The organism is Streptomyces sp. NPDC002643, from assembly GCF_053592555.1.
Window position 1 is genome coordinate 128823 of sequence record NZ_JBSFVY010000015.1, and the last position, 22499, is coordinate 151321.

The following is a 22499-nucleotide window of genomic DNA, read 5'->3' on the forward strand; positions in this document are numbered from 1 at the left end:
GGCGCATCCCGATGTGTGCGAGGACCACTCGGTCACGGCGGTAGCCGCGCTACACCTGGTCCTCGCCGAACAGCCCTGCCACGCAGGCGCAGAGGCGCAGTGCCGTGGAGAAGGCGTCGCGATCGTGACGCCGCTGCGCGGTCCACGCGTTCAGGGCGCCGAGCGCCAATAGGGCGGGGGCAGTGAAGTGGACGGCTCGACAGGCGGGCCTCCTTGGGGCGGGCCTCGGTGGCAAGACCGAGTAGGATGCGGGTACAAACTGCGTGGCTACCACCTGCTGCGAGGCGTCCCGGATGCCGGAATTCCTACGTTGACCTGGTCTTTTTTGCGGGACGTTGTACGTTGACATGGTCCCGGGCAAGGTTCCAGTCCCTTGAGGCTCTTTCTCGTCTGCTGTGAGCGGACGAAGCAGCCACTTGGAGGCGTCCAGCGGCGGCTGTGATTGCCCATACGTCCCGGGACGACTTGCTGATCACCACTCGCCACAGTGCCGCTCGGCATAGCCTGCGGGCATGAATCTCACCGTATGGGCTCGTAGCCTGGCCGAGTCCCTCCTGGCCGAGCCCCTGCCCCGGCGCTGGGCACACTCTCAGGGCGTTGCAGCGAGAGCCGGCTCCCTGGCCGGAATTCTTGGCGGCGATGCCGATCTGCTGTGGGCGGCGGCGATGCTGCACGACATCGGCCACGCACCGAGCCTGGCCGTGACCGGGTTCCACCCGCTTGACGGGGCTCGGTACCTGCGCGATCACACGGCCGCGGACGAGAGGCTGGTGCGGTTGGTGGCCAACCACTCGTGTGCCGTACTGGAGGCAGAGGAGCGCTGATAGGGATCTTTGAACCAAATAGCCCCATCACCACTATGCGGGCAACCTCACTGACCGGGACGTCCGCCTCTGGCGCGCGGTCGCGGCCACCGTCATCGCGGCGGAGATCGCGCTGCCGCCCGCGCTGCTCATCGAGCAGACGATGCCGTACGCGGTCGTCGCCGGCATCGGCATGCACGCCGCCTTCACCTGCCTCAAGCCCCGCCAGCTCATCACCTTCTCCGGCCTCACCCTCGGCACCTACGTCGCCTTCGCCGTCTGACCGCCGTGCCCCGGTCGCGCGGCCAGCATGAGACCGGGCCGAGCAGCTGGACCTGCCGAGCACCGAGGGTCAGCCCTTCTGCGCCCAGTAGTTCTCCAGCATCTCGCCAGGCCATGCCGGCTCGTGAACCGGGCCGCGCGGCCCCATCTCAATGAAGAACGGAGACAGGTCATAAATCTTCGTACCGACCACGGCGTCTAGGTCGGTCACCCGCAGACGAAGGCCGTCGACTCCCAACAGGCGGGGGAAGGACTGCGCAAGCTGATTGGGGCGGCGATGGTTGCGGTGCGCGAAGGTGCCTGTCGCCGGCCACTGCGTGTTCCCGCGCGGGCTGCGGGCGTGGTACTCGACGTCGTTCTGGGACGCTTGGTCGAAGTGCCACACAACCACCAAATGAGAGAATTCCTCCAGACCCTGCACAGAGTCGAGTGGAAACTTATCCTCGTCGAGCTGAATTGCCGACTCGACGCCACCCCAATAGTCATCGGCGACCTGCCTGCGGCCCGCGACAACTTCCCCGATCGACTTGATCTCCAAAGTCATAGTCCGGCCTTTCGACTTGGTCTCAACAACACTTGCGATCAATCTACTTGGGCCAGATACGCCGCCGCGCGGGCATCGAGTACGCCCACCGCGGGGATGCCGCGCTTCCGGTAGGGCGACAGAAGTTGTCGTATCTCAACAACCCTCTGCCGCGCACGGCCGGAGTAGATCCCGTCCTCCATGGCGTCCAGGACGCTGGTCCATGTCGCGCAGGCTTCTTCGACGCCACCTTGTGCGATCTGCGTCGCGCCCATGTACCCGAGGGTTACCGCGTGCGTCCGTCGGAACGCAGTTCCACGCGTGCGCACGGAGCGCCGGAACTCCTTGATCGCCCGCTGGTGATCACCGAGATCCCGCAGTGTGCATGCAGTTTCGTGTGCCAACGACGCCTCGCCGAAGAAGAACGTGCGGTCCGGCTCCCTAATGCCGTCGTGGGCGTTCGACAGATCGTCCTCCGCTCGCAGCAGGGCCCGGACCGCCTCTTGGTTGTGGTCGTTGGCGGCGAGAGTCCGCGCGTGCACTACACCTAGCAGGGCGCGTTCCCGGGGCGTGGCGGCTGCGTACCGCTCACCGTGCACCGAAGCCTGCGCAATCTGAAGGGCTTCGCGCCGGAAACCTAGGTCGAGTGCCTGGTGCGCCATGGCTCGAAGTATGTGTCCGATCAGGGGTGCGTTGCCGGAGCGCGCTGCCAGCTTCACTGCGGTATTGAAGCGATGGAGGGCGATGGCATGCTCGCTGTTGTCGAAGGCCATCCAGCCTGACAGATACGCCAGTTCGGCGGAGGCCGCGAACATGGTGCGCCGGGTCTCGTCGTCAGTGAACCTGCCCCGTAGGAAGTTGCGGGCCTCATGCCGCAGGTATTCGTCGACCGCGCGCCGACCATGGCCGCCGCCGCGCCGCTGGTCCATACGTGAGAACGCCAGGGTCAGTTCTCGTACGGTCTCGACGTCTCCCAAGCCGACGCGCTTGCCTGTCGACGGCTCTTCGGCTGGTGGTCGCGACATGGCGTCCCACCACGTCTGGTCCGGCAGGATCAGGGCCGCTGCAGAGTACACTCCGCCCGCCAGCAGCCGGCGCCGGTCCGGGTCCACGCCACTCCCTATGTCGTTCAGCGTGATCAACGGATCGACGCGCCAGTCCAGCGCCCCCTGCGCTGGTGAGGTAGAAGCTGCGAGCCCGATCTCTTGTGGCGTGATCTCACGCTTCAAGCGACGGGACAGCGCCTGGCACAAGATATCGGGTGCGATTCCCGTCGGCTGAGTGCCTCCCACCCACATGCTCACGTGGGAGCGCCCGATCTTGGAGTTTTCCCGGATCGCGCCGTTCAGTGTCTCCTCGGCAACTCGGTTGTACGCCGCGGCGGCCTGGGCCCGTGACCAGCGAGCTTCCTCCAGCAGTGCGGCTAGCTTCTCGTTCCGCTCGCGTGCCATCCCCGTGCCCTCACTAGTGAACCCGATCTTTGACCACGTTGACCGACCTCCACTCGCTGGTAGCCCCAGGCCGGCCACAACTTCAACGCAACACCCCCTAGCCGCTTGCGTTCGACAGTCTCAAGGCACCAGACGCCTGACCATGAGGGCATACAGCGGGGAGTCGTCAGACGGTTTGGCCTCGTCCTGCTTCTCATAGCCCCACTTCTCGTACAGAGCCTGCACTTTGGGATGCGCGGAGTCGACGAGGAGCGTCACGAAGTCGACATCGACCGACTGAATCAGCGCGTCATGAATCCGCTCTGCGCGACCGGTACCTTGCCACTGGGGCACCACCATCAGCTCGGAAAGGGCGAAGATCCGGCCGCGCACGTCCTTGGGCCGGTCCGAGCCCTTCCACCAGCCGCCCGGTTTAAACTCCGAGCCGTACGCATACCCGACCGGGCCACCGTTCTCCCACCCCGAGACGCACAGCCAGCCCTCCCTCGCCGACCACAGGTCCACGAAGTACGAGAACCGTTCGCGGGAGTGGAACGGGTCGGGATCGTTCGCGTACACCTCGTCGTGGATGTCCAGGAGCATCGAGCGGACGTCTCGTGCGTCGGCATGGGTGTAGCACTTCAGGTCCATCGACGGGACTCCTCGATCCAGCTCACGACCTCGGGCGCTCTGGTACCCGCGGCCTCGATGATTTGCCGTGTTCTGGCGAGCGTGTTCGTCGTACGCTGCGACCCGGACGACGGCAGCAGCATCTCGTACGCCCGCCTCCCGGTCGCGCAGGCCAGCTCCAGTTCTCCCTGTCTCGCCTGAGCCAGCGACAGGTGCGCCGTGTAGAGGGCTCTGTTACGGACCATCCCATCCGGGATGGCGGCGAGGGTGCGGTGAAGGCAGAACTCAGCCCGCTCGTGCTCCCCAAGCGCCGTCCACACGTACGACGACAGGGCATCGAACTCGGCCTGACTGTAGAACGCGATCCACTCCGGCGGCTGTTCGCCCCCGGCCCTGCCGAACGCCTTCTCCGCAAAGTCCAAAGCCCGCAAGGAATCCGTGGGCTGATGCAACCTGGCCAGGGCGTTAGCGTGCCGCATGTGCCCAAGCGACGCGTACAACGGGTCGCGCCGCGCGACCGACGAGCGCTTCATCACCTCCGCGCCAGCCGCCGCCTCCGCGTGATTCTCCCGCTGGCTGGAGGTGAGCATCTGGTGATCCCACACTCGGTACATGGTCTCGCTGTCACGAGCGAGAACGGCGAGGGTGAGCGCCTTGTCGAGGTGGGCACGTGCACGCTGCGGCGCGCTCGCGTCGATGGCGGCGAAGGCCGCCGAGCACGTCACGTCGGACGCGAGCCGGTACATCTGACGGCGAATCCGGTCGGAGGCACCGCCGCCTGCAAGCGAAGACTGGACACGTGTCGCGAGTTCGACCGCCTTGTTCTCGATCTTCCGCGCACCGCCAAGCTGCGAGTCATCATGGAGTAGCTCGTTGTACTCGCCATGGAACCGGTCAGCATCGGCCTGCCCCAGCCGCGGGCGTGGTGCCGGAGTGGCAGCGGCGACGGCCGTTCCGGTCGCTGCGACAAGGAAGGTACGGCGGTGCACTGGGTCCTCCGCTTTTGATTGTCGCGCCCTGCGCGATCGGGGGGTGAATCCAAGCTCGGTGGCCGGGCGGCCCAATACCCGCTCCAGTCCGATGCGCTGTCTGTGCTGCGGCCATGAGGTCTCGCCGCGCAGGTAACGCCGGATGTCCCGGTCCGTGAGGCTGCCTTCCCTGCCCGTGAGCTGCTGAGTCTCCGCATTCACGCGACGCGCTAACTCGGCCTGGCTCATGTCGAGTTCCTCCATGGCGGCAGCAAGCTCACGATTCTCTCCCACGTCCGCAAGGTATCCGTGCGGTCAGCCGGGACGACACCCCGAAGGTAAAAATCACCGGGGCCACGACCACCGGTATCCGGCGCTTTCACCTGTCTGTACCCCCGCCGTTCGCAGTGCACTGGATCCACGCCAAGCGCACAACGTTGACGAGGCGGGGCCACACGTACCCATCCAGCGCGTGCCCACCTGCGTCGACGACCGCAGACGATCTTTGACCACCTTGACCGCCTCCGGGCCCCTGGCCCCATTCCAGCCACCGCGATTAGGCGGTTTGCTCTTGCAGGCCGGCTACTCGACGAGCGGGAGCACCCCCACAATGAACTCCTCTACTGACAGATGCACCGTCTTGAGCGCCGCGCTGCTTGGGGGCATCGACCTGCAGTCGCGCGGTGGGACCAGCCCTCGATGAGCCCGGCCACAGCCGTTGCCATGGTCGCAGCAGAACTCGCGCATCAATCCGCCCTCGGCTTCGCGGTGGCCTTCACCCCCGACAAGGCCCGGGTCGGACGCATGCGCCGGATCACCGCAGCCCACCTGCGGATGTGGAAAGTATCCGGGGCAAGCGCGGAGAACATCGTTCTCGCCGTCTCCGAGCTTGTCTCTAATGCCATCGAGCACGGGCACGGAGACATCGAGTTGACGGTCCTCTACTCCTGCGGTGAGGTACGGGTCGAAGTCACAGACGACAACCCGGCGCCGGCCAAGCTCACTTTCGCTGACGCTGAAGATGTTTCCGGTCGCGGGCTGTTCCTCGTTGCTGTCCTCGCACAGGACTGGGGCGTCAGCGACGACGGCAGGTCGACGTGGTGCGTCTTCCACGTCCCTGCGAGGAGGTCGTGATGATCGCAGTCACGCGAGAAGCAGCCGCAGAACTAAGCCAGCGATGTTCCACCGAGGTAGTGAGTCCACTACCTGTATCCCCGCCCCCTCCCGTGACTTCAGCGTCGCCTGGAGGGAGCGACAGAACGGCTCAGACGCAACGACTCACCGTTGTTCGGTCGTTCGGTCCTACTGGTTGTGCAACCAGCAAAACGTCCCAGGACGTCCCGACCGGGTCCTGCAGCGCGGTACCGGTGTCTACGCGCCCCTTGGAGTATGCCCATGTAGCACGCTGCGCCGTGCTTCACCCGGACGAACCGCCCTTGTCGGCGAGTGGCGGCTCGAAATGCCTCGGTGGCTCCTCTGCGGGAGCCGCCGAGGCAACACCGCCATCACCAACTTCAGATCTCACCAATGGAGTTCCTCCTATGCCTCGCACCGCGACCTCGTCCCCCACGGGAGGCGGCGGGCAAGTGGCCGGCGCGTCCTGGCCGGAGGGCTCACTCAGGGAACCGGGCCGTGACCTGAGGATGGTTGTATTGACCCTCGCGCCTGGGCCGTTGCCTCTCGTGGCGCAGGAGGCCCTTCATCGCGAAGTGACCAGACTGGTCTTCACTGAGACTGCCTCTGTCAGCGAAGACCCGGACGAGCGACACGTCCAACTGCTGCTCATGCGTGGCCACTTGATGCGGCTGCTCGGTGCAGTCGTTCCCGTCGACGCCAACGAGCCTCCTCTGACGGACGATCGACTGGTCGTACGCGTGCGTGCCCTCCTCAACGAGGAGATTCCCGGCGACGCCGTGCGTGCGGTGTCCCTGCATCGGCGGATGTCCGAGGTCGGGCGGGAGCTGCTAGCCGTCCTTCCTGCTATCGACGCCTCTGACGACATGGTCAACAGCTGGGGCAGGACTGTGTGCACCGGGTTCGATTCGACGCGTATCCGCGAAGCCATTCGTGCTGCGAAGTCCTGGGAGCAAGCGGGGGTGTACCCGCATCCGCACACCCTCGCGGCGGTCACACGAGCGCTCGGCGCCTACATCACGACGCTCGTCCCCTACGTCTCGATCCACTTGGAATCGCTCCCCGCCGGGAGTCGCGGGTGGTCCGCCTGCAGTGAGGCGATCGAGCGCTCGCAGGAGGCCCGCGACGTCGCTCCGGGCGATGGACTCAAGGCGGCGAGGGAGCACACATTCCGTCTCGCAGTCCACACCGAGACCCTGCTGCGCTACGCCGAACAGGACTACGAGCGGGACGGTGAGTGACATGACCAGGTCCTATCGCGAGGCCCACCCTCAGCGGATTCGCCGTCGCCCGGCCTCCCCACCGAATTCGGGCTCACCCCGGAGAGACGAACCGGCCCCAGGCCGCATTCGACGTGGCTGGCGACAGGCTCGCGCGCACGGGTGCGCCGTCCTCCTCGCTGCCGCCATCAGCCTGCCCACCGTCTGCATCCTCGCCGCACTCGACTTGCAGCTCTACGGCGGGTCGTAGCTCACGCCCCAACGAGCCGACCAGCGAAGTGGGCCAGCCCCGATATGACGGCAGCTTTGCCAGAACACCGAAGGAGTAGGACCATGCCAGCCCCGGACGAGATCGTCTCGCCGCCGCTTTCCCCTCAGGAGCGGGAGGCTCTGCTGGGCATCTCCCAGGGCAAGACGACCGCAGAGACGGCCTGCGACATGGGAGTGTCCGACAGCACGATCAAGACGTACATCCTCCGGATCGGCGGAAAGCTCGGGACGTCGGAGCGGGCGGGCATGGTGGACCTCGCCTACCACGGGCACTTGGACATCCCCGAGCCCGCAGACCACGTGGCCGAGCTGCCCGAGGAGCAGCGCACCGTTCTGGCAGGGCTCGCTGGCGGAAAGACCGTCGAGGAGATCGCGGCCGACGAGCAGCGTCCGCTGGACGACGTGCGCAAGAACGCTCGACGCCTGCTGGACGCTTCCTCGGCTGCCCACGCGGTCACGCGAGGGTGGCACTTCCGTCTCCTGGGACACGCGACCAACCATGAAAACTCCCGAGACGTCGTCGCCGTGGCGGGACAGGCATGAACGCCCGCGTCGAGGCCGGCAGCCTACGACCGGGCAGTGGCCACGTTCACCAGCACGCGGGGAACATGTTCACCTGCGATCGGCGGCAGGACTTCGTGCCCAATGTGATCCGTACGCACAGAGGTGGTCGCTGGCGCAGGGTGGACCGGAATAAGAACGCCGGCGAGTGGGCGAAGTTCGTCCATCGCTCCGAGATGCTCGTGTTCGACGTCGACGACGGTGGGGAGGGCGGCCCCGGCATCGTCACGGGAGTGATCCCGTCCAAACAAGACGCCACAGCACGCATGGCCGCGCTCGCTCCCGTCCCAGGGACGGCTATTGCCGAGATCGGCACGGACTGCGGCTGGACAGCAGCCTCTCTGGACCACCTTCTCCAGGGCGGCCAGGTGGTGACGGTCGCGGACACAGAACGTCTTGCCGAGATTGCCCGGCAGCGCCTACGCCCCTACCCGCGGGTTCGGGTGGTCAGCGGGCCCGACGCCGGGACCTTAGGGCCGGCGAGTTCGTTCCACGGGCTTCTGTCCCATCGTGCGGTACGCCGTGTGCCCTGGGAGTGGGTCACCCGGGTTCGTCCGGGTGGCCGACTGTGCCTGCCCGTCCGTACCGCTCTGGGCGGATCCAGCACTCTGCTCGTCCTGACCGTGGCGCGGGACGGGGCATCGGCCAGTGGACGTTTCCACGCCGGACCGGTTCCGCAAACCGTATGGCTTCGCGAGCATCGCCCTAGTGAGGGCGTCCCCGTCGAGTCACAGGGCAGCCCAAGGGCGTCGGAAGCCATGGACGCGAGGGGGGCGAACATAAGGCCAGCGGCCCGGTTGTTCGCCGGTCTCCTCCGCCCTGACCTTCGGATGCAGGTCGTGCGCGGCGTCGCGCAGCTCGAAGGCGACGTTGCCGACCGCCTTCGTATTCATGACCATCAGGCGTCTCGGGCAGTGGTCTTCCTCCACTCCCCCCGCATCTACGAATGGGGCCCGCGCGATCTCGGCTCCGATCTGTTCGACGTACTCGGTCAGTGGCACGCGGCACGAGAACCAGAGGTTGAGCAGCTGGGCGTCACGATCACGGAGACCGAACACATGCTGTGGCTCGGCGCACCGGACGGTCCGTCGTGGCGTCTGCCCGAACTCCGCACGATCACCGGCGAGGTGGAGCGGAATGCGACCTGACCATCCGTTGCTCCTCCGTCCTTCTAACCCACGCCGAGCACCGCACCACTTCCTCGCGATCTCCCGAAAGGAGCGTTCTGTGACCAGCGTCCTCGCCTCCGTCAGTTTGCCGCCGGGCACAACCACGATCGGCAAGACGTTCACGTTCGAAGCCGGCCATCGGCTGCCCGGACTTCCCCCCGACCACAAGTGCAACCGCCAGCACGGGCACAGCTACGAGGTAGAGGTCACCCTGAGCGCCTCCACTCTGGAAGCCCCGGGGTTCGTCACCGACTTCGGAGCCCTCGCCCCCTTCAAATTCTTCCTGGACACCGAACTCGATCACCGCAATCTGCATGAGATCTTGCCCTTCGACCCGACATCAGAGCGCTTGGCGCAGTTCTTGGCTGGCTGGTTCATTCAGAACCTTGAGCCGCACATCCCCGGGCGCCTGGTCTCGGTCATCGTCCGGGAGACCGAGCGCAGCTGGGCGAGGTTCGACGTGGAGGAGCAGTGACCACGCGGGGGCCGGTACTGGCGCAACTCGCCGAATCCCAAGCGGACTTCCGGCTGATCATTGCGGAATGCTTCGGTGTCGAGAAGCCGACTTTCCAGGGAGAGGGGCCGAGCTGTGGCCACCCTGCCCTGTTCATCCGGCTGTCCCGGTGCAACCTGACCTGCGCTCAGTGCGACACGAAGTACACCTGGGACTGGAGTCGGTTCGACCCGAGCCAGGAGTCGGAGAAGCGATCGGTGGCAGACCTGGTTGCCTGGGCCGCGTCCTCGCCCGTCGAACTGGTGGTGATCACCGGCGGTGAGCCGCTGATCCAGCAGCAGAGGGTGATCCCGCTCGTCCAACGCCTGCTCGCGGCGGGGAAGCGCATCGAGATCGAGACGAACGGCACCTTCAAGCCCGACCCAGCGCTCCTGGTCGAGGGCGTCCGCTTCAACGTCTCGCCCAAGCTCGTCAGCTTCGGGGAGGAGGAGGCAAAGAGCATCGTGCCCGACGTACTGGAGGCATTCGTCGGATCCGGACAGGCCGCCTTCAAATTCGTTGCCTCATCGGTGCGCGATCTGGACCGGATCGCCGACCTCGCCGACGCACACGCTCTCGCGCCGGTGTGGATCATGCCGGAAGGCGCCACCGTGGAGGTGATCATCGCGCGGACGCGCGACCTCGCGGACGCGGTTGCGGCCCGGCACTGGCACTTCACCACCCGTCTGCACGTACTGGCCTTCCCCGACGCGCGAGGCCGCTGAACCACTCCCACCCGCTCACTCGCAGCAGTTGCCGTCCCTGGAAGCGAGAAGACGCCCATGACGCACGTTGTCGTCAGCCCCATCACCGGCCCGGCAGACGCCGTACCGGAGCCCGCCATGCCCGTCTCGCACATCGACACCGGCCGGGTCGCCGACCTGATCGGTCAACTCCTGGTCGAACTGGGCGAGGACCCCACCCGCGAGGGCCTGATCGGAACGCCGGACCGCGTCGCCGCCTGGTGGAGCGACTTGCTGTCCTCTAATAACTCCACGACGGCGACCTGCTTCGCCGAATCGCACCTGAGCAACCAGCTGGTGGTGGTGGGCGGCATGAGCGTGTGGAGCGTATGCGAGCACCATCTGCTCCCCATGAACCTCGCTGTCACAGCCGGATACATACCAGACGGCGAGGTGGTCGGGCTATCGAAGTTCGGGCGGATCGCGCGGGCACATGCCGGACGGCTCCAGGTCCAAGAGCGCTTCACCCGGCAGATCGCCGAGGCACTCACTGGCGTGATCGGGCGCGAGGACGTCGCCGTCGCCGTCCGCGGCACCCATCTGTGCATGAGCATGCGCGGGGTACGGATGGAGGAGGCTCGGACCACCACCGTGCACGCCGGCGGGCGCTTCGGTACCGACCCGGTCCTGTCCCAGCAGTTCTTCTCCGTCGCCGCCTGGCAGTGGGGAGCACTGTGATGGCCCAGGTCATCGACTTCTCCGTCATCGCTCCGCCCGCCTATCTGGAGCAGTTTGTTGCCCAGGAGCCGGCCCGCGTCCACCACGTAGCTGCCCAGCGGGTCCTGTCCGATGCCGCCTACCGGGCCTTCTTCGCCCGCGAGGCCGAGCGCGGAGCGGAGATCATCGTCGACAACGGCGTCTTCGACCTCGGGTACGCCCTGCCCGCTGCCCAGTTGGTCGACGCCGGGCGGGCGGTCGGGGCAAAGGAAATCATCCTGCCGGACGTCATGCGCGATGGTGCGGCGACGGTGAAGGCGAGCGAGCTGGCAGCCAAGGAGATCAAGGACCTGGCCGGCGACGCCTTCCGGCTGTGTGCGGTGCTGCACGCCGCGGACGACGAGGAGTGGCTGCGCACCTATGACGCCCTCGTCTCAAGTGACTGGGCCGGGGCCATCTCTCTGCCGGCCTCGCGCCGACCCGACCCGAACAGGCAACTGTGCCGCACCCGCTGGGCGGCCACCGCCTATCTGGAAGAGCACGGCCTGGTCGAGGAGCGCCTCGTCTACCGGTTGCTTGGTCTGGGCCGCACCGGCCACCTAGAGCTCGTCGAGCAGCGCGAGCACGACTGGATCGCCTCCGTGGACGGCGCGGCCCCCGTCATCCTCGGTGCCATGGGGATCGCCCTGCTGCCCGACGGCCCCTACGAGAAGCCTTCCACCCCCCGGATCGAGCGGCTCGGCCCGATCCCCGAGGACCGCTTCGATCTGATCCGGCACAACATCGCCGTCGTCCGCGCGGCGGCCGGCAGCAGCGTCACGATCGCCCAGGAGCGCCGATGACCCTGCTTGCCGAACCGGCCCCCGGGCTGCTGCGCGCGGCCCCGATCCAGGCCGACGGCCACACCATGGGGTGGGACAGCCTGCTGCGCTACCTGACGATCAAGGTCCACCACCTTATCCAGGAGCGGGACTGGGGCAGCATCCGCGTCATCGGCGGCTACGACCGCACGGCTGTGATCTCCCGCCACGAGAAGACCGGCAAGCTGTTCAACATCGAGCGACCCACCGCCGAGGTCCACGGCAACGACCTGATCATCAAGGCGTTCCCCGGCGCCGACTACGTCCAGCACTATGCGCTGATCATCGCCACCTATCTGGCCATGACCGGCCGCCCGGCCTGCGCGGTCACCTACCAGCCGCCCGGGCAGGACGAGTGCTGCAGGGCCGTCGAAGGGCTCGACCTCGGCCTGGACGGCGACCTCGTGATCGTCGGCTGGGGCCTTCAGTACCTCGCCCCCGACGACGGCGTGTGGACTCGCGGGCCTGGCTATGCCTGGCAGCGCGCCGAGGTCGCTGGCCGTCGGGTGGTGTACCTGGGATTCCTCCACAGCATCTGGGGCGACGTCGCCGGGCAGGTCGTGGCCCGCCTGGCCGCGCTCGGCGCCCACGACGTCGTCTACGTCGGCAAGGTCGGGGCCCTCAACCCTGGCATCGAGCCGAACACGTGGCTGGCCACCGGCAACACGAGCCTCGTGGGCGGTGCGCTGGTTTCCTGGGACGACTTCTTCGGCGACTTCGCCGCCGCCCAGGCAGGTGTGCACAGCGGACTGCATGCCACCTCGCCGTCGATCCTGCTGGAAAACCGCGACTGGCTGGTCAAGCACGCCGAGTACGACTTCGTCGACCCGGAGATCGGCCCCATGGGGGCGGCTGCACGCCAGGCGGGGATCAGATTCGGCTATCTCCACGTCATCTCCAACAACCTGGCCCGGCACTACCCCGCCGACCTGTCCAATGAGCGGCACCTCGACGTCCTGCGCCGACGTGCCGTCCTGATCGACCGCATCCGCGGCATCATCACCGGCCGCCTAGCCGACCTCCCGCCCCGCACCTCAGAAGGAGTCCGATGACGACCCCAGTACCCTCTGCGGCTCGCGGCCGTGAGATCACGGTCACCGGCATCGACGGCGCGGGAAAGTCCACCCTCGCCGCCTGCCTGCACCAGGCGCTCAACGAGGCCGGTCACAAGGCGGTCCTCGTCGGCAAGCACAGCACCGACGTCCCTATGGACGCCGACCTGTCGGCGTACGTCGACCGCCTCAACGAGCTCGTCTACCGTCGTGACTCCCGCGTGGCCCAGGCGTGCGGCGACCACTACTGGCTGCTGGCCCTTGCCTCCTGGTACACGCTCCAGGACCGGCTCATCGTCCAGCCCGCGCTCGCTGCGGGCACCCACGTGATCCTCGACAACGCCCACCACAAGATCCTCGCCCGTTACGCGGTCAACCCCGACGTCTCCACCCGCCTGGCCGAGCAGGTCTTCGCTCACCTCACCGAACCCGACCTGGTGATCTTCCTGCGGATCAGCGCGGCCGAAGCCCTCGCCCGCAAGGGATCATTCAGCCCCGTGGAGACCGGCCACTCCGGCACCGCGGACGAGGACTTCATCCGATACCAGGACACCGTCCTGGCCCAGCTGCGCAACTACGAGCAGCCCGGCGGATGGTTGTCGCTGGACGTCACCGACATGGACCGCGACCACGTGTTCAAGACCGCCGCTGCCGCGCTTGCCAAGCGCCTGCACCTTCACCTCTGACCCACCGCCCACCAGCGAGGAACGCGCCATGCCCCAGGCCCTGCCCACCAGCGGAACCTACGTGTGCCACGGCGTCACCTGGGCGACGGGAGATCCACGTCTTCTGCTCGCCCCGCTGCCCGGCGGGCCACTCGTCTACGCCGAGATCATGAACCAGCACCTCGGCTACCAGGTGAGCGACACCGACCGGTGGTGCACCGGCTGGTACCGCTTCACCGACACCCACCACGTCGAAGCCGCCGCCTGCCCCGACCGGGCCCGCGCCAGACAAAGCGGCCAGTGCGTCCGCTGCGCCGGCCAGGACGACTTCCACTACGCCCACCAGTTCCACCAGGGTGGCCACGCTCCCGAAGCCCTTGTCGCCTACATGGCGCAGCCGCACTGGCTGTACCTGGCGACCTTCGCCGATGGAACGACCAAGGTTGGCACCGCCGCCGAACCACGCAAGCGCTCCCGCCTGGATGAGCAGGGCGCCCTGGTGGCCACCTTCCTCACCCAGAGCCCCGACGGACACACGGTGCGCTTCCTGGAGGACGCCCTCACCCGCCGCCTCAACCTGACCCAGACTGTCCGGGCCGCAGCCAAGCTGAACTCCCTGGCCGCCATGCGCAACCTCGTGCCAGCACAACTCGCCCACAAACGACACCTCGACGCCGCAATCGAAGCTCTGGACGCCATGAACATCCCCGCTGCCCCGGAGCCGTGGACGCCGCCCGGGGAAGGGGGTTTCCTGCGCGCCGACGCCGAGCGGGCGCTGTACCCGCACGACCTCCGCGCGGGCGAGCACGGCTTCACCCCCGTCGCCTGCATCGGCTCCCAGGTCCTGGCCACCCTCGACGGCGAGGACGAACTGCGCTACCTGCTCGACCTCGGCGCCCTCAAGGGGCGTCGCCTCGCCCTCGGGGCGTTCGCCTCCCCGTCCACCGCCGTGCAGTCCGCCCTCTTCTGACACTGCCTGACCCGCCCGGCCCGCTGCGGCCGGGCCCTGCTCCCCGGAAAGCGAGGTACCGCCACCGTGGCACCCCAGGACGCCGTGCTCGGCTGGGACGATGACACCACGGCCGAGGCGTACGCCGCCTTCACCCGCGCCTTTCCCATGTATAGCGCGACCAGCCGCGATCTCGCCCACCGGGCCGGTCTATCCGGCGCCAGCCTGGTGGTCGACCTGTGCGGCGGTGCCGGTGCAACCGCGCGCGCAATCCTCGAACGGGTCCCGCACGAGGCGAAGGTCCTCTCCCTGGACAGCGCCGCGGCGATGCAGCGCGTCGGCCGCCGCACCCTGACCGACCCCCGCCTGACGTGGATCACCGCTGCGGCGGAGACCCTGGCCGCCCACGTCCCGCCCGCCAGTGTGGACGCCGTGGTGTGCAACTCGGCGATCTGGAAAACCGACATCACCACGGTGTTCACCGCGGTCCGCCAAGCCCTGCGCCCGGGCGGCCGGTTCGTGTTCAACATCGGCGGAGGCTTCGCCGGAGTCCGCCACTCCGACGAGCTGACCGCGCGCACTGGTCCGTCGCTCAACACCCTCATCCACGAAATCGCCGAGCGCGACCACGGCTACACCCCGCCACCTGCTGTCACCAGCTCCCCCAAACTGCCACCCGAGACGGTCACCCAGCGCCTGACCGAGGTCGGCATGACCATTGTGGCCACGGACGTCACCGCCCACCGCAGCACCATGAAAGAGAAGAAGGCATGGCTGTCCATTCCCGTCTTCGGCCGCCCCGACGGCGACTTCACGCACGCCCAGCGCATGAAGATTCTGGACGCCGCGTACGCCCTGACCACCCCCGATGCGCCGACCATCACGAGCTGGCTCGTCGTGGTCGCCCAGCGGCCGGGCGGACCGCAGTGACCGCCCGGCCTGGCACTACCGGGGAAGACCACTGTGATCACACCAGCGTCGGAGTACTCATTTCCTCACCGGCGGGACTCTTGGTTTTCGAACGCGCGACACCGCCCGCCGGGATCGCCCCGGTCGCCGGACACGTCGACCAGCACGGCAGCCCCGAGGAGGCCGCGCAGGCTGAGGCCGGCGAAGAAGTCGGCCTCACCGTGACCCACCTACACCCGCTGCTGGCCACGTGGCGGCCCAACCGGTGCCGCCGCAGACCAACCGGACCGGTCGGCCATCGCTGGTGGGTTTTCGAGGCTCAAGCATCCGGTCCCCTCCGCCCCTCGCCCCGGGAGGTACGCGCCCCCCGATGGATACACCCCGACCAGCTCCAGCCCTACGCGCTGCGCACCGCCGCCTACGCGCAAGGACACCTCAGCAGGCAAGCGTTCGAGCAGGAGCCTGGCCTCACCCCGGTCTGGGTCCGCTTCCTCAACGACCTGCAACTCGTCACCCTGCCGGACGATGCCCTCGACCAGATCGACAACGTCATATGAGTGGCATCTGGCAGCAGTCAGCGAGCCCCGACCGGACGATCGTCCACCAGACGCCGCACGTGCGAAAGGATGCGGGCGCGGTCCTCCGGAAAGACGCTCTCCCACTCCTCGTCGAGCCTGAACCAAGCCGCCGGCTGGCCCTTCTCGCCGCCCAGCGGCACTTGGCGGTCGACGATCGCGGCGTACGAGAGACCGAGCGTCGGGGACCAGTCGGCCCGATAGGACCTGACCGCCACCGCCGCAGGTTCGGGCAGCAGCTGGGCCAACAGGCCGGTCTCCTCGCGCAGTTCGCGGAGCGCGGCCTCGCGCGGCGTTTCGGCCTGCTCCACCTTGCCGCCAGGCGGGACCCATCCGCGCACCCGGTGCTTGACCAGCAAGATGTGGTCGAGGTGAGGGTCGGTCACCCAGACCTCAGCTGCCATGGGCTCCATAGGCCGCTGCCGAGCCTGCTCCAGCCACACCCGGGCGTCATCGAACTCCAACGGAGCCAGACGAGCGTCCGCGGCCGCCGCTTCCACGATCATCTTCTCAAGTTCACCACGACTCACTCGGCTCACCTTATGCCGACGCCGCGCACACACCGCGAAAACAGACAACAGGACACTCGACCGTGTCCGGTGCCTGGCATGGCCCGTGCAGCGGTCGAGCAGCGGCCAACAGCTGGCGGCCGGCCTTCACACGGCTCCGGCCGAAGGAGGAATGACGGTAATGCGCAGTGATGGCTTGACGACACGCCATGCCTGGGTTGTCCTTGGCGGAATCCATCTGCTCAACCAGACCGCGCCCCGTAGGGCGAACGACCCCATCGTGCTCGTACGAGTAGCACCGCAGGAAGTCTGTGTACCGAGCACCACCGTGGTGATCCGCTGGAACGCGCTCGGCGAGTGCCCCGTTCAGTCCCTGAGCGCGGACGGCACGTGGCGCGGGGCCAGCCAGATCGAGGGGAACGCCCTGTTCTCCGAAGCCATCGCCGGAACCGCCCTGCGGGAGCTGGCTGGAGCCGACGCCGCCCCAGGGATCGTCCCGTTGTGCTACCTCGCCGAACATCCGGCCGGCGGCTACCACGCGTACGCCCAGATCCGCTTCCACCCCGAGGATGCCTGTTTCGTCCGCACCACCCGCGAGCCTGTCGGACAAGGCCCGGTCGAGTCGCTGCACTGGCTGGAGCCAGTGCTGTCGGCCCGAGCCGAGCTGAGCATGGCCCTCAACAACCACCTTCGGTATTTCCGCACCCACTTCGCAGGCACCGAGCTGGAGTACAAGTACACCCTCGACCCGGCACCGGACATCTGGGCGGCCTCCATGGAACTGCTCAAAGCGCTGCGCGCCGGCGAGCTGAGGGACTGCCGACCGGAGTACCGGGAGGAGTTCCAGATCCACCACACCGAGAACCACCTGTTCGAAGTGACCGCGCCAGGCAACGAAGTCGGCTACGCCTCCTTCATCCCCACCGTCTCCGCCGGATACGTACTCAAGCGCAAGTGGTTCACCAACGACGCCTTCGCCCGCCGCGAGAAGTTGTCGTCTGGTCTTGACGTCGCTCCTGACCGCTTCGAGGAGTACCTGTGCTCGGAACTCGGGCTTCAGGTGCGGCCCATGCCGCCCTTCGAACGTGTCCGCTACGACGTGCAGTGCGAGTCCATGCGCACCGGCCACGTTTACGGCATCTTCTTCGACCGCTGCGCCCTTCTGGCAGCGCCAAACGTGGTGCTCTCCCAGTGCGAACTGGAGTACCGCCGCTCACGCAGTGTCCTGGACGACGACAGGGACGAGGTACTGCGGGAGATGGACCACGTCAACGCATGGCTGCGGAGCTACCTTGCCGCCCACGGCTGGGCACACCAGCACACCTACTACTCGAAGCTGAGCTTCCTGCGCGATGCCGTCACCGCCAATCGGCAACTGGCCCTGCCGTGAAGCCGAAAACAGCGAGTGGAGCCAAAGCTGGGGCAGCAACTCACCGAATCCAACTTCCGCATGGCCGTCGGTGACGCCTGCAGCCAACTGGCGGCCTCCGAACAACGTTTCGCTATGGACAAGCTTTGCGGCCGACTCGCCGTAGACTAGTCCCGCAGAGTTGATCCGGTGATGCCATCACAGCTTGAAGGGAATTTCTACCTACTTTGACGACGTCACCAAACAGACAGAACGGCTGAATTAACCGTTACAGGCGCCAACTCCCGTGTGTGCCATGCATTTTTCACAGGCTTATGACCTGAGAGCGTCGATTACTTACCTGGTTTACCTGTAAAATCAACGAAGGTCGGAAACGGCCACCCGGGCGTCGCGGACATGACGCGAGACGACAAGTCTGCGCCCCCGGAGGACATCGTGCCCGCCCCGTTTTCCGCCTCAGCCGTCACGGCGGCCTATCTCGGCCACGCCCGGATCAATGCAGTGACCAGCTGCGCAGCCGTGTCATCCTTCAGACGCACAGTTGCCTCACGTCCAGTAGCTACGAAGGCCATTGCCGCCGACCGATTGGCAACACGGGGCCCCTCGGTTGCACTCGCCCAGCAAAAACCCATTTCCGTGAGCATCGCTGTCTCCCTGGTTACTGCTGGCCGCCATGGTGTGGCCGCTGATCCGCAAAGGCGGTCCCAAGGCCGGCCGCGCAACAGCGGCCGTGCTCCTCGGCTTCTATCTTTGCGACAGCTCACTCGCTCCGTCTATCAGCCGCATCGTGCAGAGCGTGATCGAGATGATCAGCGGGATCCATATAAGGACCGGCCGCCGGGACGCCCCTGTGGGCCCGGGCCGTACGCCGTCTCCCTCGTCGGTTGCGGTCTGGCGCGCGTGCCCCGGCGGCCACTCCCCCATGCCGGCCATTCCCCCATTCCTGTCAGGACCACGTTCCGCGAGGTCACCCATGTCTGATCTGCCATGCCCGCGACCAGTCGGTCACCGACGTGGCCAGCCCCGGCGTGCGCGCGGCGCTGAGCCGCTGCGCACCGAGAAGGGGCTGCGCCTGCGGTTACGGCTTCTGGTACTCGTACCCGCCCTCCTGGTCACGGCGATCTTGTGCGTGGCGGCTGCCGCCGGCAAAACGGCACTCGCCCATGTGGATGGCTGGATCATCGGAGCGGTGGTGGCAGCCGTTAGCGTGGTCGTGCTGGTCTGCGCGGACTGGCTGGCCGTTCGCACGGCGGCTGAGCTGCACCGGCAGCGCAGCGAGTACAGCGATTCCGTGCATGGCTGGCTGCGGCATTTCCAGTCCGGTGTGGAGGAAGGCCGCAGGAGCATCGGCGCCGCTGTTGAGCAGCTCAACCGGGGTGAGCTGCCTACTCCTCCCGCCTCCAGCGCGGGACAGGCGGGCTCTGGCAGCAATCCGTGGAACGAAGCTGAGGCCGCTCTTTTCCAGCTGCACGCGGAGGCATGGCGGGCGGTGGTGAACGGGCGGCAGGCGGAACTGCCACAAGCCCTCGTCTATATCGCCGGGGGCATGACCCTGCTGCTCGTACGCGCGTTGGGCATCGTGACCGAGCTGACCAATCAGGTCCAGGACCCGGATCTGCTGTATCGCGTGTACGACGTCAACAATCTACTCAAGCGCATGCGGCGGTCGGCCGGACGCCTCGCGGTTCTGGGCGGCGTGAAGGCCCGCACACTGAACCAGCCCATCGGGCTGGTCCAGCTGCTGCGTGGCGCATCCGGCGAGATCGAGAAGTACGCCCGGGTTCGCATGCATGCGTCCACCCTGGATGTGCGGATACCCGGCTTCGCCGGACCCGATCTGATTCACCTGCTGGCCGAGTTGGAGGAGAACGCCACCCTCTGCTCGCCGCCGGACAGCAAGGTCGTCGTGCGCACGTCGAGGGTCACCGCGGGTCTGGCTGTGGAGATCGAGGACCGGGGCATCGGTATGGCCCAGGGTGAACTCGACCGCTACAACCGGATGCTGGCCGATCCCCAGGACAGGGACCTGGCCGAGCAGCTGGCCCAGCGCCAGACCGGCCTGCTCGTGGTGGCCAAACTCGCCCGCCGGTACGGCATCCACGTGCAGCTGCAGCAGAATCTCATGCACGGCACGACAGCGCTGGTGGTGGTTCCGGACAAGCTCCTGCTCTGGACGGGCGAGTCGGCGCCCGCGTCCCATGCTGCGCTTGCCACGTACGTTGCCGCGGTACCGGGTGCGGGTCGTCCCGGCCCCCGGCCGCCTGGCGGGCCGAGGCCCAGCCCCCCAGCCCCGGCCCCGGCGGGGGCGGCGTCATTGCCCTACCGTGACGCGCAGCGTGCCCCGGTTCAGCAACCCGCCATTTCGGCGACGACCAGGGCAACGCCTTCCCGGGGAGCAACACCCGGCTCTCGCCCCCGCTTGCCCCAGCGAACGCCACAGGCAACGGTCCATGAGCGTGCGGACCCTGCAGTGCCTGAGACCGCTCCCGTCTCGCTGGCACCGCCGGATCCGGCCTTCGTCAGCAACTTCGCCCAGGGCGTGCATCGCGCGGAGCAAGCCGCAGCAGAGCGTGAGGCACGCCCGCCCGAGGGGAGCGCGAGCTGACCCCCCGCAGCGCGCCCCACCCATCCTTCGTGCCTGGCCTCGCGCCTGAGCACCAGTCCGTACAACGTACGGAGATACGGAGAATTGCGATGACCACCGACTCCACGGCAGCCCAGCCGGACCTGGTTGTGGACGAGCTCCTCAACGACTTGGCCAAGGTGCCCGACGTGATGGGCGTCCTCCTCGGCTCGCAGGACGGCCTGCGGCTGGCTCATGCGGGACCGGGCATGGACGGTCTGATGGCGGACCGTCTGGCTGCGGTGATCAACGGCCTGTACTCGATCGCTCATGGAGTCGACGACGGTGAGGGCCGTGTCGAGCAGGTCCTGATCAGGAAGACCAACTTCCTGCTGTTCATCATGAGCGCCGGGAGCCCGCCGGCTGCGGTGGCCCGGAACGCGGGCCGCGACCCGGACAAGGTCGAAAGCGTCCTGGGGGTGCTGACCAACACCCGGGCGGATGAGGGAACCGTCGGTTTCGCGATGGTCAATCTGATCAGGCGGATGGGCGAGCTGCTGGCCACACCAGCCCGCCTGGGCGGGGCCCCTTCCGGTGACGGCCAGTGAGATGGCGTCCGCAAGCAGCCCGGCCTGGACCGTCGAGGACACCGAGGCCCCAAGCCTCTACGTCCTGACCGGCGGCCAGACCAGGCCCACAAACGACCTGCAGATCGAGACGCTGCTGTGGGCCGAGGGAGAACCGCCCTCCGGCCAGCCGCCGGAAGCCGACCAGGCCATGGCGTTGTGCCGGGAACAGCCCCTGGCCGTCGCTGAGATCAGCGCCCTGATCGGGTTGCCCTTCCAGATCACCAGAATCCTCATGTCCCGGCTGATCGACATCGGTGCACTCAGCGCCGTGACCACCCCGCACTCCGCCGACCTTCCCGACGTCGCTCTCCTGAAGGCCCTTCGCAATGGACTCCTCAAGCTCTGACCCCGGGCCGGCGCGCCGGTTCCGCCGCGCGAAGCCCACCCCCGTCAAGATCGTCATCTCCGGCGGGTTCGGGGTCGGCAAAACCACGTTTGTGAGCGCCGCCTCCGAAATCACCCCGCTGCGCACCGAGGCCGTGATCACCAGGGTCTCCGAGGGCGTGGACGACCTCAGCCTGCTGGTCGACAAGACAGCGACCACCGTCGGCATGGACTTCGGCCGGATCACCTTCCCGCAGCTCAACGCGGTCGTGATGCTGTTCGGCACCCCGGGACAGACCCGGTTCTGGTTCATGTGGGACGAGCTCACGCGAGGAGCCCTCGCTGCGGTGGTCCTCGTCGACACCCGCCGCCTCGACGAAAGTTTTCCCGCAGTCGACTACTTCGAGCAGCTCGGTCTGCCCTTCCTGGTCGCCGTGAACGTGTTCGACGACGCCAGCCACTACGACCCCGACGAAGTCGCGTCAGCCCTGGCGCTGCCATCCACGGTTCCGGTCGTGCTGTGCGACGCCCGCCTGAGCACGGACGCGACCGGCATCCTCGCCCGTCTCATCGACCACGTGCTCACCCACTCGTATACCCCTGCCACCGTTCTCCAAGGAGCACAGCTGTGAACCCCCACGCTCCGTCCGATCTCCTGTCCACCACCAGGCACGACACCGACTGGCAGAGCCAACTGCCCGAGTTCTTCGACCCCATGGCTCCGCCCGTGGACGCGTTCGACGCCTTCGCCCGGCAGGTCGCCGACGTGCTCGGCACTCCCTACGCCATGCTCAACTGGGTCGGCGACGAACAGTATTTTCTCGGTCTCGCCAATCCCGCCGAAGGCGAACTGCCCGTGCTGGGCCGGACCCTGCCGCTGACCCACGGCTTCTGCCCGCACGTCGTCCAGCGCCGGGGCTCGCTGGTGCTGACCGACGTCCTCGATTTCGATGCCTTCGCCGGCAACCCGGTCGTCGACGAACTCGGGGTCCGCATGTACGCAGGAGCCCCCCTCATCGACAAGCGTACGAACCACGTCTGGGGCACCGTCTGCGGGATCGACACAGAGCCACGCGACCGCTCTCAAGGCCGCCCGGTGTGGACGCGCATCGACCACCTGCGCGACCTGTTCATGACCGAGCTCTACCGCCGTACCAGCCCGTAGCACTACCCGCGCGCCCAGCAGCACCGTTCGCGACCACCACCCCAAGG

Annotated in this window: 24 protein-coding genes and 1 pseudogene; 20 read left to right on the forward strand and 5 right to left on the reverse strand. The window is 67.4% G+C overall.

Going from position 1 to position 22499, the window contains the following annotated elements:
• Positions 1-512 precede the first annotated feature (512 nt).
• A pseudogene (locus ACWD4G_RS23620) lies at positions 513-821 on the forward strand (HD domain-containing protein); the annotation flags it as partial.
• Between the two features lie 334 nt (positions 822-1155).
• Here ACWD4G_RS23620 and ACWD4G_RS23625 read toward each other — a convergent pair.
• From ACWD4G_RS23625 to ACWD4G_RS23640, 4 genes are all read right to left on the reverse strand, one after another.
• Entirely contained in the window at positions 1156-1629 is a 474-nt protein-coding gene (locus ACWD4G_RS23625; protein WP_451296435.1) for a TrmO family methyltransferase domain-containing protein, read from the reverse strand.
• A gap of 38 nt (positions 1630-1667) precedes the next feature.
• Positions 1668-3059, reverse strand: coding sequence for a Tat pathway signal protein (locus ACWD4G_RS23630; RefSeq protein ID WP_451296437.1), 1392 nt, complete (start codon positions 3057-3059; stop codon positions 1668-1670).
• A 120-nt stretch (positions 3060-3179) separates the two neighbouring features.
• Complete coding sequence (locus tag ACWD4G_RS23635) at positions 3180-3689, reverse strand: GNAT family N-acetyltransferase (protein WP_451296439.1); 510 nt, start codon at positions 3687-3689, stop codon at positions 3180-3182.
• On the reverse strand, positions 3680-4930 hold the full coding sequence (locus ACWD4G_RS23640; RefSeq protein ID WP_451296441.1) for an XRE family transcriptional regulator: 1251 nt from the start codon (positions 4928-4930) through the stop codon (positions 3680-3682). The genes ACWD4G_RS23635 and ACWD4G_RS23640 overlap by 10 nt, the downstream gene beginning before the upstream one ends.
• A gap of 429 nt (positions 4931-5359) precedes the next feature.
• Between ACWD4G_RS23640 and ACWD4G_RS23645 the strand changes: the two genes are divergently transcribed.
• The 13 genes from ACWD4G_RS23645 to ACWD4G_RS23705 all read left to right on the forward strand — a co-directional run bounded on the left by ACWD4G_RS23645 (position 5360) and on the right by ACWD4G_RS23705 (position 15875).
• Entirely contained in the window at positions 5360-5770 is a 411-nt protein-coding gene (locus ACWD4G_RS23645; protein WP_451296443.1) for an ATP-binding protein, read from the forward strand.
• A 575-nt stretch (positions 5771-6345) separates the two neighbouring features.
• Positions 6346-7011, forward strand: a complete 666-nt coding sequence (locus tag ACWD4G_RS23650; RefSeq protein WP_451296445.1) for a DUF6415 family natural product biosynthesis protein — start codon at positions 6346-6348, stop codon at positions 7009-7011.
• A gap of 312 nt (positions 7012-7323) precedes the next feature.
• Positions 7324-7803 carry a LuxR C-terminal-related transcriptional regulator gene (locus ACWD4G_RS23655; RefSeq protein WP_451296447.1) on the forward strand — a complete coding sequence of 160 codons (480 nt, stop codon included), beginning with the start codon at positions 7324-7326 and terminating at the stop codon, positions 7801-7803.
• A complete protein-coding gene (locus tag ACWD4G_RS23660; RefSeq protein WP_451296449.1) occupies positions 7800-8969 on the forward strand; it encodes a protein-L-isoaspartate O-methyltransferase family protein in 1170 nt (389 codons plus the stop codon). Before ACWD4G_RS23655 ends, ACWD4G_RS23660 begins: the two co-directional genes overlap by 4 nt.
• Before the next feature lie 79 nt (positions 8970-9048).
• A complete protein-coding gene (locus ACWD4G_RS23665; RefSeq protein WP_451296451.1) occupies positions 9049-9465 on the forward strand; it encodes a 6-pyruvoyl trahydropterin synthase family protein in 417 nt (138 codons plus the stop codon).
• Positions 9462-10208 carry a 7-carboxy-7-deazaguanine synthase QueE gene (locus ACWD4G_RS23670; protein ID WP_451296453.1) on the forward strand — a complete coding sequence of 249 codons (747 nt, stop codon included), beginning with the start codon at positions 9462-9464 and terminating at the stop codon, positions 10206-10208. The genes ACWD4G_RS23665 and ACWD4G_RS23670 overlap by 4 nt, the downstream gene beginning before the upstream one ends.
• A 57-nt stretch (positions 10209-10265) precedes the next feature.
• A complete protein-coding gene (folE, locus tag ACWD4G_RS23675) occupies positions 10266-10904 on the forward strand; it encodes a GTP cyclohydrolase I (protein WP_451296455.1) in 639 nt (212 codons plus the stop codon).
• Positions 10904-11725 carry a hypothetical protein gene (locus tag ACWD4G_RS23680; RefSeq protein ID WP_451296457.1) on the forward strand — a complete coding sequence of 274 codons (822 nt, stop codon included), beginning with the start codon at positions 10904-10906 and terminating at the stop codon, positions 11723-11725. The genes folE and ACWD4G_RS23680 overlap by 1 nt, the downstream gene beginning before the upstream one ends.
• Positions 11722-12795 (forward strand): hypothetical protein, encoded by a 1074-nt coding sequence (locus ACWD4G_RS23685; RefSeq protein WP_451296459.1) that lies wholly within the window; start codon positions 11722-11724, stop codon positions 12793-12795. The genes ACWD4G_RS23680 and ACWD4G_RS23685 overlap by 4 nt, the downstream gene beginning before the upstream one ends.
• The gene (locus tag ACWD4G_RS23690) at positions 12792-13481 is read left to right on the forward strand and encodes a dTMP kinase (protein ID WP_451296461.1); all 690 of its coding nucleotides are present in this window, start codon (positions 12792-12794) and stop codon (positions 13479-13481) included. Before ACWD4G_RS23685 ends, ACWD4G_RS23690 begins: the two co-directional genes overlap by 4 nt.
• Before the next feature lie 28 nt (positions 13482-13509).
• Positions 13510-14430: a DUF2797 domain-containing protein gene (locus ACWD4G_RS23695; RefSeq protein WP_451296463.1), complete on the forward strand. Its 921-nt coding sequence runs from the start codon at positions 13510-13512 to the stop codon at positions 14428-14430.
• Between the two features lie 66 nt (positions 14431-14496).
• The gene (locus ACWD4G_RS23700; protein ID WP_451296465.1) at positions 14497-15339 is read left to right on the forward strand and encodes a class I SAM-dependent methyltransferase; all 843 of its coding nucleotides are present in this window, start codon (positions 14497-14499) and stop codon (positions 15337-15339) included.
• Complete coding sequence (locus tag ACWD4G_RS23705; protein ID WP_451296467.1) at positions 15336-15875, forward strand: NUDIX domain-containing protein; 540 nt, start codon at positions 15336-15338, stop codon at positions 15873-15875. The genes ACWD4G_RS23700 and ACWD4G_RS23705 overlap by 4 nt, the downstream gene beginning before the upstream one ends.
• Before the next feature lie 17 nt (positions 15876-15892).
• On the opposite strand, the gene ACWD4G_RS23710 is transcribed toward ACWD4G_RS23705, so the two are convergent.
• Complete coding sequence (locus ACWD4G_RS23710; protein ID WP_451296469.1) at positions 15893-16423, reverse strand: NUDIX domain-containing protein; 531 nt, start codon at positions 16421-16423, stop codon at positions 15893-15895.
• A gap of 160 nt (positions 16424-16583) precedes the next feature.
• On the opposite strand from ACWD4G_RS23710, the gene ACWD4G_RS23715 reads away from it, so the two are divergent.
• The 6 genes from ACWD4G_RS23715 (at position 16584) to ACWD4G_RS23740 (ending at position 22452) form a co-directional block, all read left to right on the forward strand.
• Positions 16584-17792 (forward strand): hypothetical protein, encoded by a 1209-nt coding sequence (locus tag ACWD4G_RS23715; protein WP_451296471.1) that lies wholly within the window; start codon positions 16584-16586, stop codon positions 17790-17792.
• Positions 17793-18900: 1108 nt separating this feature from the next.
• The gene (locus tag ACWD4G_RS23720; RefSeq protein ID WP_451296473.1) at positions 18901-20376 is read left to right on the forward strand and encodes an ATP-binding protein; all 1476 of its coding nucleotides are present in this window, start codon (positions 18901-18903) and stop codon (positions 20374-20376) included.
• 89 nt (positions 20377-20465) lie between these two features.
• On the forward strand, positions 20466-20942 hold the full coding sequence (locus tag ACWD4G_RS23725) for a roadblock/LC7 domain-containing protein (RefSeq protein WP_451296475.1): 477 nt from the start codon (positions 20466-20468) through the stop codon (positions 20940-20942).
• Position 20943: 1 nt separating this feature from the next.
• Complete coding sequence (locus ACWD4G_RS23730; RefSeq protein WP_451296477.1) at positions 20944-21309, forward strand: DUF742 domain-containing protein; 366 nt, start codon at positions 20944-20946, stop codon at positions 21307-21309.
• Positions 21290-21919, forward strand: a complete 630-nt coding sequence (locus ACWD4G_RS23735) for a GTP-binding protein (protein WP_451296479.1) — start codon at positions 21290-21292, stop codon at positions 21917-21919. Before ACWD4G_RS23730 ends, ACWD4G_RS23735 begins: the two co-directional genes overlap by 20 nt.
• Positions 21916-22452 carry a GAF domain-containing protein gene (locus ACWD4G_RS23740; RefSeq protein ID WP_451296481.1) on the forward strand — a complete coding sequence of 179 codons (537 nt, stop codon included), beginning with the start codon at positions 21916-21918 and terminating at the stop codon, positions 22450-22452. Before ACWD4G_RS23735 ends, ACWD4G_RS23740 begins: the two co-directional genes overlap by 4 nt.
• Positions 22453-22499: the final 47 nt, after the last annotated feature.

What these genes read in the sequence shown, in the direction of transcription:
- ACWD4G_RS23625 (WP_451296435.1), bottom strand. Translation starts at nt 1,629, where the DNA reads ATGACTTTGGAGATCAAGTCGATCGGGGAAGTTGTCGCGGGCCGCAGG.
- ACWD4G_RS23630 (WP_451296437.1), bottom strand. Translation starts at nt 3,059, where the DNA reads ATGGCACGCGAGCGGAACGAGAAGCTAGCCGCACTGCTGGAGGAAGCT.
- ACWD4G_RS23635 (WP_451296439.1), bottom strand. Translation starts at nt 3,689, where the DNA reads ATGGACCTGAAGTGCTACACCCATGCCGACGCACGAGACGTCCGCTCG.
- ACWD4G_RS23645 (WP_451296443.1), top strand. Translation starts at nt 5,360, where the DNA reads ATGGTCGCAGCAGAACTCGCGCATCAATCCGCCCTCGGCTTCGCGGTG.
- ACWD4G_RS23655 (WP_451296447.1), top strand. Translation starts at nt 7,324, where the DNA reads ATGCCAGCCCCGGACGAGATCGTCTCGCCGCCGCTTTCCCCTCAGGAG.
- ACWD4G_RS23660 (WP_451296449.1), top strand. Translation starts at nt 7,800, where the DNA reads ATGAACGCCCGCGTCGAGGCCGGCAGCCTACGACCGGGCAGTGGCCAC.
- folE (WP_451296455.1), top strand. Translation starts at nt 10,266, where the DNA reads ATGACGCACGTTGTCGTCAGCCCCATCACCGGCCCGGCAGACGCCGTA.
- ACWD4G_RS23680 (WP_451296457.1), top strand. Translation starts at nt 10,904, where the DNA reads ATGGCCCAGGTCATCGACTTCTCCGTCATCGCTCCGCCCGCCTATCTG.
- ACWD4G_RS23685 (WP_451296459.1), top strand. Translation starts at nt 11,722, where the DNA reads ATGACCCTGCTTGCCGAACCGGCCCCCGGGCTGCTGCGCGCGGCCCCG.
- ACWD4G_RS23690 (WP_451296461.1), top strand. Translation starts at nt 12,792, where the DNA reads ATGACGACCCCAGTACCCTCTGCGGCTCGCGGCCGTGAGATCACGGTC.
- ACWD4G_RS23695 (WP_451296463.1), top strand. Translation starts at nt 13,510, where the DNA reads ATGCCCCAGGCCCTGCCCACCAGCGGAACCTACGTGTGCCACGGCGTC.
- ACWD4G_RS23715 (WP_451296471.1), top strand. Translation starts at nt 16,584, where the DNA reads ATGCGCAGTGATGGCTTGACGACACGCCATGCCTGGGTTGTCCTTGGC.
- ACWD4G_RS23725 (WP_451296475.1), top strand. Translation starts at nt 20,466, where the DNA reads ATGACCACCGACTCCACGGCAGCCCAGCCGGACCTGGTTGTGGACGAG.
- ACWD4G_RS23730 (WP_451296477.1), top strand. Translation starts at nt 20,944, where the DNA reads ATGGCGTCCGCAAGCAGCCCGGCCTGGACCGTCGAGGACACCGAGGCC.
- ACWD4G_RS23735 (WP_451296479.1), top strand. Translation starts at nt 21,290, where the DNA reads ATGGACTCCTCAAGCTCTGACCCCGGGCCGGCGCGCCGGTTCCGCCGC.